Origin of the sequence: Psychrobacter sp. NG25, from assembly GCF_015234355.1 — a bacterium.
Lineage (GTDB): Bacteria > Pseudomonadota > Gammaproteobacteria > Pseudomonadales > Moraxellaceae > Psychrobacter.
Genome location: NZ_JADGMV010000006.1, coordinates 198,852 through 211,984, shown reverse-complemented (window position 1 = coordinate 211,984; position 13,133 = coordinate 198,852). Strand labels below are relative to the sequence as shown.

Here is a 13,133-nt window from a genome sequence, read left to right as displayed (position 1 = left end):
ATACCTACATTGTCAATATTCATGTTATACCCCTACAAATTCAATGATTGTGTTGTCTCTAGTCATACATTCAAGTAAAAAAATGTCTGCATTTTCGACAATGTCAAATAACTGGTTAACGACTTCCTTTTTATCTTCATCGGTTGGTTTGTTAATGTTGTCATGAAAACTTAATGTTACGGAGTAGGAACGATTACCTCTTATGTCTACATTTACAACAAAATTTTTATTCAAAAATACGTAACTTAAGGAAGATATCGGCCCTTGTATTCCATAGAAAATAGCCTCTTCTGTATTAAAGATATAGTAGGCCTCTTCAAATATTTCAGGTGGAGTAACATCTTGTGCTTTCTCTTCAAGAATCCTTAGAAGTGTCTCTAATTTCTTGGGATTTAAATATTTTCTTTCGTTTAATATTTTTTTAAGCTGAGTTGCACTCATGTGCTCTTTAACTTTCATTATTTCATCCTTTTTGATGCGCTATTTACTATCCCCACCTTAAAACAAAAAAGCCATCTATACGATGGCTTTTTATAGAACTATGTTTTAGCTAAAGCAACCTACAGCACCATTGCCGCTATCCAACCAAATATCAATAATGGAATATTATAGTGAATAAAGGTCGGCACCACACTGTCTTTGATATGGTCATGCTGTCCATCGATGTTTAGACCAGAGGTTGGCCCCAATGTCGAATCTGACGCAGGCGAACCCGCATCCCCAAGCGCGCCAGCCGTACCGATAATCGCCACAGTCGCCAATGGAGAGAATCCTAACGAGATACATAGTGGTACGTAAATCGCGGCCAGAATCGGAATCGTCGAGAACGACGAGCCAATACCCATGGTCACAATCAGGCCAACCAATAGCATAATGAACGCAGCGATCGCTTTATTACCTGCAAACAATGACGCCGCACCATCGACCAGCGGCTGAATTTGCTCAGTTACTTTCATGACTTCCGCAAACCCTTGTGCCGTAATCATAATAAAGCCAATCATCGCCATCAATTTGATACCATCATTAAAGACCGAATCGGCTTCACGCCACTTGACCACACCAGTGGCCATAAAGACACCGAAACCAAACATCGAACCTAGTAATAGCGAATCGGTATAAAGCTGTACGACAAAAGCAGTCACAATCGCTGCCAGTGCAACCAACGTTTTTAGCTTGCTTTGTGACTGTGCATAGGCTGCCGTCTTGCTCAAGGCATCACCCTCTACGACCGCATCATGTGCCTCTTTATCTATGGCAACTTGTTGATACGCGCGAGGCTTGCGATAACTGATAAAGACAGCAATCAGCAAACCAATAAACATGCCTAGAGCTGGTATCGCCATCGCTTTAGTGACAGAGATATCACTAATATCAATGCCCGCCTCACCAACGTTTTTGAGCATGATTTGATTGAGGTAGATATCACCAAAACCATATGGGATGAACATATAGGTCGTGACCAGACCGAAGGTAATCAAACAAGCAATCAAACGTCTGTCAATGTGCATGCGATTGAATGCTAGTAACAGTGGCGGTACCAATAAAGGAATAAAGGCGATATGAATAGGGATTAAGTTTTGGCTAAAGCAGCTCATGGTAATGAGGCCTGCAAACAGCATGTACTTAATCATGCCACTGGTGCCGCCTGCATCAATGCGCTTGATGACGGATCCTGCCAGTGATTGCGGCAATCCCGAATGAGCAATGGCGACCGCAAACGCCCCTAGTAACGCATATGACAGTGCAATCTCTGCACCATTGCGGATACCTTCTTGAAACGCCTCTAAAGTCTCAGTGATACCGAGACCGGCTATTAGTCCACCAGCCAGCGCACCAATTAATAAACTGAGCACCACGTGCACTCGCGCAAGTGACAACCCCAACATGATGATGACTGCCAGCAGTACCGCATTGATTGCCATGTGTTGCCTCGTATTCTATTTGCTTTGGTTCAATTTAAACTTATTGATATCTCATAATGTATGGATATCGCCATCGTCTCAAAAATGCTTTTTCTCGAATGTATCTCTAAAGCGTTCTACTCTAAAACACACCGTTTAAGACGCGCGACAGTTTACCTTATTTTGCCTATAAAACCTATGTGTAGAACCCAATAGATATTTGATAGCTGCTATTTATAAGTAGTCTATAAACAGTCGTTATAACTGCTTTATGCCATTTTTTTTATGGCTATTTCCGATATACTAATTCTCATCAGTGACGCATAAAATTTATAACCGTATGACGCTCTGTATTCAGTTAGATATAAATATTTTGCAAAGTTAAGCAGGTGAGTATGAGTACAAGCCTTGCAATTTTATCTGCGAGCACCATTTATCTAAACATGAACCACGAACTTGACTTTACAAGTCTGGTGAACGAGGAAAAATATATGAGTGAACATAAAATAGCCCAAGACAATATCGACATAGATGTCGACGTTTCATCTACTGTTGCTGATGATAACCAGTCAGACACCTTGTCTAGTCATGCGTCAGAAAGCGAATTAGATACCGCGTCTGACAGTATCGAAGATATTACAAAAGACGAAGATACTGCCAAAGACAACGATAGCGAAGACAGTACTAGTGAAGACGACGATGCTAAAGACAGCGTTGAAGACGACACCTACTTACCGTTATTGGCATTGAGAGATGTGGTCGTCTATCCACATATGCAAATTGCCTTGTTCGTAGGCCGTGCGCCATCGGTCAAAGCCGTTGAGCTGGCACAGGCTGAGTACGGTAATAAAGTACTGGTGGTGGCACAAAAAGACTCGCTGACCGAAGATATTGATCAAGACAACTTGTATCAATACGGTACGGTGTGCCGCATCGTCAGCACCATGCCACACGATAGCGATGAAAACTGCATCAAGGTATTAATCGAAGGTCAGTATCGTGCACGCGTTGACAATATAGAAGACCACGACACGCTATTGATGGCGAGATTTGAGCGTGCTGACCTCGATGTCAGTATGGATGAGAGTCAGCAAAAGAACACCATTCAAGCGCTGACTACACTGTTTGAAAGCTATGCTGATGCACGTCTACGTAACGCCCGTGAGCTAACTCGTGTGGCGAAACGCATCGATGACCTACTTGAGTTGGTGTACTTTATCTCAACTCGTGTGTCGATGGATCTTGATATCAAGCAATCGTTCTTAGAAAAAGACGATATCAAAACGCATATCAATACCTTGACTGAATACTTGGTCAAACAAAGTGCTGAGCAAAATATCGAACAAGATATCCAAGAAGCTGTCCGTCAGCAAATGGAAGAGAATCAGCGCGAGTACTTCTTAAACGAAAAAATGAAAGCCATCAAAAACGAGCTGTCAGATATGAATGACGGTGCGTTCGATGGTGATGATGATGTCGCCGAGCTTGAGCAGCGCTTAGAAGATGCTGACTTGCCAGAAGATGTCCGCAAAAAAGCAGAGCAAGAGTTTAAGAAACTTAAGATGATGCCACCTGCATCGAGTGAATCGTCAGTCGTACGCAACTATATTGAATGGATTTTGGACACGCCGTGGAATGCGACGACCAAGGTTTCTATCAATTTAGACAAAGCTAAAACAGTATTAGACGAAGACCATTACGGATTACAAGATGTAAAAGATCGCATCTTAGAATACCTCGCCGTGCAATCACGTGTGAAAAAACTTCGTGGCCCGATTCTATGTCTCGTCGGTCCTCCTGGTGTTGGTAAAACCTCATTGGGTGAGTCGATTGCACGTGCCACTGGTCGTAAATTCGTGCGTATGGCGCTTGGCGGCGTGCGTGATGAAGCGGAAATTCGTGGTCATCGCCGTACCTACATCGGTGCGATGCCGGGTAAAATCGTCCAATCACTGGCTAAAGTCGAAGTCAAAAACCCGCTATTCTTATTGGATGAAATCGATAAGATGGCGCAAGATTTCCGCGGTGATCCAGCATCAGCATTGCTTGAAGTGTTAGATCCCTCACAGAACGATACGTTTAACGACCATTATTTAGATATGGACCTAGACTTATCGCAAGTGATGTTTATCTGTACGGCTAACAGCATGGATATTCCAGCGGCGCTGCTTGATCGGATGGAAGTTATCCGCTTACCGGGTTATACCGAAGAAGAAAAGGTCAATATCGCACAGAAATACCTAGTGCCAAAAGCGATTAAGCAAAATGGTCTCAAAGAAGGTGAAATTGAGATTGTTGAAGCAGCATTGCACAGCATCGTTCGTAGCTATACCCGTGAAGCTGGTGTCCGTAACCTTGAACGTGAAGTGAATAAAATCTGCCGTAAAGTCGTTCGTGGTTCAGTCGAAACACATGGCGCACGTGCTCCGAAAAAAGCAGAACGTGAGCTAGTGACAGTCGATGACAAGAACATCGATGACTATCTCGGTGTCCATCAATATGACTATGGTCTGGCTGAAGAAGAGCCTGAGATTGGTCGTATTACTGGTCTGGCGTGGACGCAAGTCGGTGGTGAGCTACTCACTATCGAAGCAGTCGCCATGAAAGGTAAAGGCGAGCTTAGCTTTACAGGTTCGCTCGGTGATGTCATGAAAGAGTCAATTCGCGCAGCTATGAGCGTGGTTCGTGCTCGCGGTGAAAGCTTAGGAATCGACTATGAGACGTTTAAAACCACTGACGTCCATGTGCATATGCCTGAAGGCGCTACGCCAAAAGACGGCCCATCAGCTGGTGGTGCACTGACGACAGCGCTAGTCTCTGCGTTGACGGGTATTGCCATTCGCCCAGATATTGCGATGACAGGTGAAATCACTTTACGAGGAAAGATCCTACGCATTGGTGGTCTTAAAGAGAAGCTACTCGCAGCGCATCGCGGTGGTATCAAGCATGTCTTGATTCCAGCGACCAATGAGCGTGATTTGGCCGATATCCCTGATAACGTGAAAGAAGGCTTAACCATTCAACCAGTCGCCACGATTGAAGAGATATTGAAAGTTGCGTTGGTCAGTATGCCAATTCCAATCAAGCCTACTAAGGTGACAGTTGATAAAACTAAAGGTAAAGCATTGCACAGCTAATTGACTAGCCATTAGCCAGTTCTTGAGAAATAAAAAGCCGCTCATCATATGATGGGCGGCTTTTTTATGCATGTTAACTGCTCATGTTTGAACGTTCATACACTATTCAATATGCATTTCTCACACACCCAGATTAGTTTACTCCCACAAGGCTTTTAGTTAAGTCTGTTTTTCAAACCCATACGATACTTACATTTATTAACCGATTGTTGCGCATTTGATGAATAACTATAGGGTTAGCTTGGCTATACTAACTCCGATGTTAACGGATATTGATACAAGTCTTAATAGAACAATAATCATATATATTCGAAATTTAATGACGACTAAAAATAATGACTAAAACAATTGGAGAAAATAATGAATAAGACAATGCTTGCAAGTGCTCTATTATGTGGTTCAGCTTTAGCGATGACTGGTTGCCAAACCGTAGAAGGTCAAATGCAAACAGGCAATCCTTTGAGCCAACCTACCTTAAAATCAACCATACATACTGTAAGTGGTGATAAAAAAGAAGTTGGCCAAGTATTCTTACGTCCAGTTGATGAGGGCGTACAAGTATACGGTAAGCTAATGAACCTACAGCCAGGTCAGACTGTATCATTGCATATCCATGAAACAGGTAACTGTGCCGATATGGGTAAAGCGGCAGGTGGTCACTTCAATCCAGATAATAAACCACACTCTAACCCAGACGACATGAATGGTCATGCTGGTGACCTACCTAATCTAACGGCCAATGACAATGGCGTAGCGACTATCAACTTTGTAAACAAGAAAATATCTGCGGCTGAAGCAGGTAAATATAGCGTGAACCGTTTAGCATTTATCGTACATGGTGGTACGGATGACTATACCAGTCAGCCAGCGGGTAATGCCGGTGATCGCGTCGCTTGCGGTATCATAGAAACGATGTAATAACATTTGATAAAGATTTATTAGCAGCATAAGAAAGCCCCTCTTGGATAATCCAAGAGGGGCTTTTTATTGATGATAGATATTGAAGCAAATATAGTGCTATTACATGAAATAAATCTGACGTTGTAATAGCACGATAGTTGATTTAATATTGGCTACTACTCTTCTACCCACTCACCTTTACGCCAGTACACACCCCAACGCGTGGCTTTGCCATTTTTCTCAGAGCCGATATACTGCTCTTTTTTCTTACGTGACCAACGCAAAATCGTTGCATTACCCTCAGGATCTTCGTCTGGACCTTCAAAGAGATATTGAAACTTATCTTCCATTTTATCTTTGATTTTTCTTAGCTCAGCGAGCTTAGGTGCACGTGTCTCTCTTACTTTCGGGAACTTAGATGCTGCCAAGAACATTCCAGCTGCGCCTTCACGCAAGATGAAATAGTCTTCATGCTTGACCGATTTTAGCTCTGGCAAGTGAATAGGATCCATGCGCGGTGGTGCTGCTTCGCCTGTTTTTAGTACTTTGCGAGTGTTGTCACATTTTTGACAAGCGAAGTAAGGACCGAAACGTCCAGTTTTTAGCTCCATTTGCCCATCACACTTATTACAGTCGATGGTAGGAGCATCTGAGCCTGGCACTTCGAACTTACCTTCTTCTAGGATATAGCCGTCGCAATCAGGGTTGTTACCGCAGATGTGTAGCTTCAGACCACCATCCACGATATAGCCGTTCATCGCTGTACCACATTTTGGACAGCGTTTTTTCTCCATCAAATCTTTGACTTCGGCCGCTTCGTCTTCTTCACCTTCGGCATCATCGAGATTGGCAAAAGCTTCGACTGGCATTAAATTTTTAGTGCCTTTGCAGCGCTCTTTCGGTGGTAAGTTATAACCAGTACAACCTAAGAACACACCTGTCGATCCCGTACGCAGCTGCATCGGACGGTCACAAAGATCGCAATGGACGTCTGGCACGTCGGTCGGATCATTTGGACGCATGCCATCTTTTTCTTTAGCACGATCTAGAGTCGTTTTGAACTCGCCGTAGAAATTATCAAGTACGTCTTTCCAGTCTTGCTCGCCCTCTGCCACGTGATCCAGCTTGTCTTCTAATGCGGCAGTGAACGTATAATCCATTAAATCTGGAAAACTTGCTGTCAATCTGTCAGTAACGATATCGCCCATTTTTTCGGCAAATAAACGCTTATTCTCAAGCTTCACATAACCGCGATCTTGAATGGTCGAGATGATAGAAGCATACGTCGATGGACGACCGATACCTTTTTTCTCAAGCTCTTTGACGAGACTGGCTTCGGTGAAGCGAGGTGCAGGCTTGGTAAAGTGCTGACTCGGATCTAGCTTATCTAGCGTTAGCTTATCGCCTTTTTTAACATCAGGTAATAGCGTGTCGTCAGTCTTGGCTGGTGGCATAACTCGCGTAAAACCATCAAACACCATGGTACGACCACGGGCCTTTAGCTCGACATCATCAGCGCCAACAAACAAATTCACTGACAGGTATTTTGCTGGTAGCATCTGACACGCCACAAACTGACGCCAAATCAGCTCATATAGCCGTATCGCATCACGCTCAACCCCTTTAAGCTGGGTTGACTTCATATTGACGTTGGAAGGACGAACGGCCTCATGCGCTTCTTGTGCGCCTTGTTTATTACCATAAAAGTTTGGCTTTTCTGGCACATATTTTGTGCCATAGCTATCTTCGATATAACCACGTACCGCCGTCAGGGCATCACCAGACAAGAATGTCGAATCGGTACGCATATAGGTGATATGACCAGCTTCATATAAACGCTGCGCCAAAATCATGGTTTTCTTAACCGAGAATCCTAAGCGAGTACTGGCCGCTTGTTGCAATGTTGAGGTGATAAATGGTGCACTAGGCCGTGACTGTGTTGGTTTTTCTTCACGTTCTTTGACGATAAAGTCATTTGCATTAAGGATGGCTAGTACTTTATCAGTCTGCTCTTTATTCACCAGCTTAAGCGTTTTGCCACCTTGCTTGGTCGCTTCTAGGCGTATACCAATTTGCTCAGCGTCTGAAGTTTTTTGGGCATTGCTATTAGCAATATGGGTGTCTGCATGAATCTGCCAGTATTCTTCTGGAATAAAGGCGCGAATCTCATGCTCACGCTCAACCACCAAACGCATGGCGACTGACTGTACACGACCTGCTGACAGACCTCGCGCAATCTTTTGCCACAATAGTGGTGATACCATAAAACCAACGACACGATCCAAAAAGCGACGTGCTTGTTGGGCATTGACTCGGTCAATATCGAGTTTGGATGGCTGTTTGAAGGCATTTTGGATAGCAGATTTGGTAATCTCATTGAAGACCACACGCTCATACTTGCTATCAGCACCGCCAATGACTTCTTTTAGATGCCAAGCGATTGCTTCCCCTTCTCTATCCATATCCGTTGCGAGATAGATTTTGTCAGCATCTTTGGCTAGCGCTTTTAGCTCTTTTATGACTTTGGTTTTGTTTGGCAGTACTTCATAGACTGCTGCCCAATCGTGCTCTGGGTCTACACCCATGCGCCTTACTAAGGCTTGCTGAGTTTTTTCTTCTTTGCTTAGGCTCTCATCTTTTTTGGTCGTTGCTGCTTTTTTGGCGCTCTTGCTCGCACCAACTGGCAAATCACGAACGTGACCAATACTTGAGCGTACAATAAAGTCATCACCAAGGTATTTATTAATGGTTTTTGCCTTGGCTGGTGATTCTACGATCACCAAAGACTTACCCTTTGGGCTGTCAGCAGTAGTTGCTGTACTTTTTTTGGCTGCGGTTTTTGCCATATTTTACGACACCATAATATAAGTAAATTAAAAGTAAGAATAAATTCAACGACATGGCAATTTATAATAATTGGTTATAATAGCTCAGCGAATTATTGTATTGAGGCGCATTAAACATTCGACCATGGCGCTGATAGTTGCTCATAAAAACAGTTATAAAACAAACAATAACCATAATATAAAGATATAGTTATAAAGACGTTACACTGCTAAGCGCTAAACTGTCAACTGAAAATGACTGGGAGTCTATCAAAAGTGCTTGCATATTGGTTATTAATGGAGATTAAAAAATTATTTACTACCTTGCTTAGGTTTTCTGTACTTCTATTGCCCATTTTTCCAAATTTTCTTTCAACGCTAACAGGTCTTTTTCTATCAGTGAGTGATGATAAGCAGGGTTACTCAATGGACGCACATAAGCGATATCTTCCCAATAAATAATAATGCTATTGGCTTTGGTCCATAAGCCTTTTATAAACGGCTCAATACTGACTGGTAAATCGAGCGGTACTTTATCCAAGCTAAAATTGGTTTTTTTGACCGTGGTATCCGCATGACCATAATTGGAACGAATGGCACTTGGGATACTGAGTTTGGTCGTATCTCTTGTCGTATCGACAAAACTACTATCTGGACGCCACTGACCATCAATCACTTGATAACGCGTATGCGGTAATTGCGTGTCGTCTAGCACTAAGCAATATTGACCCATCATGCCACGGCCATACTCGTTATCTTTACCTTTAATCCAATCAGGACAAGCCACCAGCTTTGGATTGAGCTGTAACCGTCGCGCCGTCATGCGCAGTTTGTCCAAGCGCTGATCGATACCATTCGGTTTGAGCGCCATCATACTCCCTAATACAAATAGTACAATGATAACGCCAATAAATATGCCCATGATGGTCTGACCTTTTGACTAAATTAAAGTAATACTATATAGATGCTTATAATGAGCACGAACCACGAAAAATCAAGCGCCATGAACTGGCAGCCATTCAACAACGACTCATTTAGACCACCATACAATCGCTATATATATTGATATATCAAATACTTAGCGGCACTAAAAGCTAGCCTGATAATAAGATAGAAAAAGTAGTCAGCCGTAAAAAGTGCTATGATAAACCATAATTTTAAACGCGCGCAGGTTTATTATGAATTATCTTATTAAGCGAAACTCATCGACTACCGATATTTCTAACAATTTGGTCAATAAAGTCATGAGCAAACCCGGTATCTCCATATCACTGATCAGCGCGGCATTACTGACCTTGTCAGGTTGTGCAACCACTCAAAGCCTCACACTGCAGCAATGCCAAGCCAGCAACTGGCAAGAAGTCGGCTATACCGATGGTAGCCGTGGCCGCTCAGGCGCTTATTTCGGCCACTATGCAGGTAGCTGTGCAAGTATAGGCGGTGCCACGCCCAATCGGATACTGTGGGAACAGGGACGTCAGCAAGGGCTCAAAAATTACTGCACCGAGCTCACGGCTTACAAACTCGGCCGCGAAGGTTATGAGTGGCAAGCGGTCTGTCCACTAGAAGGTATCGATAAGCTAGAAGAAGCCTACTCACAAGGGCGCTACTACTATATCCGCCAGCAAGATTTGGACTATTTACGCTCACCTTATCCTTTCGGATATGGTCCCTTTGATCGCAGATATCGCCCACTGGGCCATCGCTGGTAAAAATAAGGCATTATCGATAAAAATAAAGCATCGCTAGTAAAAAAGAAAACCTCACTGAGTACTTAATTTGAGGTTTAAGTACTCAGTGAGGTTGGAGAAAAGTTTATTATTTTTATTTTATTATTATACTAGCTACCTATCTTTCTACCTATCTAATGGTTGGCTATCCAGCAATCGTCATATGACAATCTCACCCCACCTTTTATATACCCACCTTACTCATTGACAAAAGCTATCTTGGTCAGCCCTGCTTCGCTAGCAGATGCCAGTACTTGCGCGACAGTGTCATACTTGCTTTCTTTATCTGCACGCAGTTGAATAGAAGGGTTTTTGCCTTGCGCGCTTTCCTGCTGTAGACGCTTATCCAGCTCCTCTATCGTGATCGGATCACTGTCCCAAAACACGCCCGCATCCTGATCGATACTGATCTGAATGGCTCCTGGTGGCGGCTCATTGACTTGTGCACTCGTCTCCGGTAGGTTAAGCGGAACAGTCGGATTAAGAACGGTCGCAGTCAACAAAAAGATAATCATCAAAACTAGCATGACATCGATAAGCGGAATGAGGTTCATCTCATTCATGCCTTGGACGTCATCATCACCTAACTGAAATGCCATAATTACTCTCAATATATGCTTGCTATGTGTGCTTAGTCAGTACTTGTCTTCACTGTTTGTTTCATCGTTACTTATACAACGATAGAAATCGCTGTTACCCGTTAAAGATAACCATCGCTATCTCACGATGCTGTCTATAACTGCGAAGTAGACACATTACGATACTGTTTATTAGTATTGCTTTGTTGGGTGTCAGCTGAGCTTTTCACTGAAGTTACTTGCTCGGTAGGCTGCGTGTTTGCTACTGCTTTTATATTCGCAGAATCAGCCAGTAAGTCATGCGCTCTGTCATTTGCCTGATACATTACACGGCGATTGATACGTACAGCGAGGTTATAAAAAACCACGGCTGGAATAGCCACTGCAATACCCAAGCCTGTCATGATAAGAGCCTCGCCGACTGGCCCTGCTACTTGACCCAATCCTGCTTGTCCGCTCGTACCGATATTGTGCAGCGCATGAAAAATGCCCCATACGGTACCAAACAAACCAATAAACGGTGCAATCGCTGCCGTCGTACCAAGGATAGGCAGGCCACGTTCACTAGAAAAGCGATAGCGTCCAATATGCTTGAGTAATGCTTGCTCTATCACCAATCGACGAGTGGGTGCATCCTGCTCTAACAACCCAGTCTGTTTGGCTTGGACTTGATGAGTTAAATCATCGGCAACCGTCGCCGCCAACTTACGGCTTTGTAGTACACGAATGATACCCGTCACCCAAGAGATAAGGGATAAAGCGAATAGTACAAAGAACAAGGTTTTGGTCACCATGTCACTATATTGCCAGTATTGCATAAAGTCCATGTCAGACTCCTTCGTCTTTTGTGTTATGGCTTAAGATATCGATCATCGTTTTTTACAAATTTAAATTCAAATAATTAATATATTCAAGGTAGATCGTAACGAACCGGCAAAGACACCGTACCTCTCACCGCTACCCCATTACGTATAAATGGTTTCAATTTAGCTTTCTTTATAGCTCTTTTAATTTTATTATCTACGCTTCTGATATCGGTTCCTGGAGAAATAGATACGTTCGTAATATTACCTTTTTCATCCACTGTTATTGCTGCTGTTACTGAGATACTTCCTTTATCTCTAAGGCTGCTTTCTTTCGCTAGAAAGCCAAGTCTAGGCTCACGTCCGCTTCGCCAGCTGGCTTCACCAGCACCGAGACTTACTGGACCTGTATCTACAGGTGGTGTTGTTTCTTTTTGGTTAACACCTTCATTACTACCTCCAGTATTTTTTTTACCAGCTCCGGTACTAATTGGACTATTGCTACCTTTGTTATTGTTTGTACTAGTGTCAATTGTAGGTTTCTTGCCTAGATTAGTCTCTACTTGGACAACAGTAGTTGTACTATTATCTACAACTCCTCCCAAATCTGTTTGGTCATTATTATCCGTCGTATTATCTGTACTCTCAGGTGGAAGCTCATCTGGTGGATTGTTATTGCTAGGTGATGCTGCTGCTGGTTTATTTATACTTGGATCTTTGACTGGTTTTGTTGACTTTTTTACAACAGGTGCAGTAACAGGCTTCGCCTTAAGCTTAGTATCCAGCTTTTCAACTGGTTTCGGCTTTTCTTCAACCTTTATTTCTTCAATCTCCACAGGTGGCGGAGGCGGTGGAAACGTAATCAGCTCTATTTCAATAGGTGGCGTCACTTTTTCTGGTTCTACTTTCATCTCAGGCGTTTTGACCGCCGCTAATGCTACTGCCGTCAGCACATGCAATCCCACAACTACCGCAATAGTCGCAAGCGTCAACTTAGGTGATGGCGCGTCTAAATTCGTTGAACTCATAACACCCTAATATTAATTAACTGAGATAGAATGGCGTAGATAATAATGCAAACGATAATTATTATCAATAATAAACTGAGATAATTGCTCTTTTATTAATACAATTATAACAAACCAAATCCACCTTGTTAATAAAAATCATTATCATTTATATTGATAATGAATCTCAATTGCCTTATCATTGCGGTTCTCTAACAGCTTATAGCACTTATAAAAAATTACTTATCGAAC

At 43.0% G+C, this 13,133-nt stretch carries 10 protein-coding genes; 3 read left to right on the top strand and 7 right to left on the bottom strand.

Annotation, left to right across the window (positions count from 1 at the left end):
* Positions 1–24: 24 nt before the first annotated feature.
* Positions 25–459 carry a hypothetical protein gene (locus IPZ60_RS10750; RefSeq protein WP_194197784.1) on the bottom strand — a complete coding sequence of 145 codons (435 nt, stop codon included), beginning with the start codon at positions 457–459 and terminating at the stop codon, positions 25–27.
* A 101-nt stretch (positions 460–560) separates the two neighbouring features.
* Positions 561–1,922 carry a Na+/H+ antiporter family protein gene (locus IPZ60_RS10745; protein WP_194197783.1) on the bottom strand — a complete coding sequence of 454 codons (1,362 nt, stop codon included), beginning with the start codon at positions 1,920–1,922 and terminating at the stop codon, positions 561–563.
* A gap of 470 nt (positions 1,923–2,392) precedes the next feature.
* On the opposite strand from IPZ60_RS10745, the gene lon reads away from it, so the two are divergent.
* Positions 2,393–5,038: an endopeptidase La gene (gene lon, locus IPZ60_RS10740; RefSeq protein ID WP_194197782.1), complete on the top strand. Its 2,646-nt coding sequence runs from the start codon at positions 2,393–2,395 to the stop codon at positions 5,036–5,038.
* 360 nt (positions 5,039–5,398) lie between these two features.
* Positions 5,399–5,956: a superoxide dismutase family protein gene (locus IPZ60_RS10735; RefSeq protein WP_194197781.1), complete on the top strand. Its 558-nt coding sequence runs from the start codon at positions 5,399–5,401 to the stop codon at positions 5,954–5,956.
* Between the two features lie 158 nt (positions 5,957–6,114).
* Here the strand turns inward: IPZ60_RS10735 and topA are convergent, their stop codons facing one another.
* Both topA and IPZ60_RS10725 read right to left on the bottom strand, forming a co-directional pair.
* Positions 6,115–8,784: a type I DNA topoisomerase gene (gene topA, locus IPZ60_RS10730; protein ID WP_194197780.1), complete on the bottom strand. Its 2,670-nt coding sequence runs from the start codon at positions 8,782–8,784 to the stop codon at positions 6,115–6,117.
* 307 nt (positions 8,785–9,091) lie between these two features.
* Positions 9,092–9,685, bottom strand: a complete 594-nt coding sequence (locus IPZ60_RS10725) for a hypothetical protein (protein WP_194197779.1) — start codon at positions 9,683–9,685, stop codon at positions 9,092–9,094.
* Positions 9,686–9,941: 256 nt separating this feature from the next.
* Here IPZ60_RS10725 and IPZ60_RS10720 point away from each other — a divergent pair, with 256 nt between their 5' ends.
* Positions 9,942–10,475 carry a DUF2799 domain-containing protein gene (locus IPZ60_RS10720; protein WP_227669335.1) on the top strand — a complete coding sequence of 178 codons (534 nt, stop codon included), beginning with the start codon at positions 9,942–9,944 and terminating at the stop codon, positions 10,473–10,475.
* A 215-nt stretch (positions 10,476–10,690) separates the two neighbouring features.
* Here IPZ60_RS10720 and IPZ60_RS10715 read toward each other — a convergent pair whose 3' ends face one another.
* The 3 genes from IPZ60_RS10715 to IPZ60_RS10705 all read right to left on the bottom strand — a co-directional run bounded on the left by IPZ60_RS10715 (position 10,691) and on the right by IPZ60_RS10705 (position 12,902).
* Complete coding sequence (locus IPZ60_RS10715) at positions 10,691–11,092, bottom strand: biopolymer transporter ExbD (protein WP_194197778.1); 402 nt, start codon at positions 11,090–11,092, stop codon at positions 10,691–10,693.
* Positions 11,093–11,226: 134 nt separating this feature from the next.
* A complete protein-coding gene (locus IPZ60_RS10710; protein ID WP_194197777.1) occupies positions 11,227–11,898 on the bottom strand; it encodes a MotA/TolQ/ExbB proton channel family protein in 672 nt (223 codons plus the stop codon).
* An 83-nt stretch (positions 11,899–11,981) separates the two neighbouring features.
* A complete protein-coding gene (locus IPZ60_RS10705; protein ID WP_194197776.1) occupies positions 11,982–12,902 on the bottom strand; it encodes a TonB family protein in 921 nt (306 codons plus the stop codon).
* Positions 12,903–13,133 lie beyond the last annotated feature (231 nt).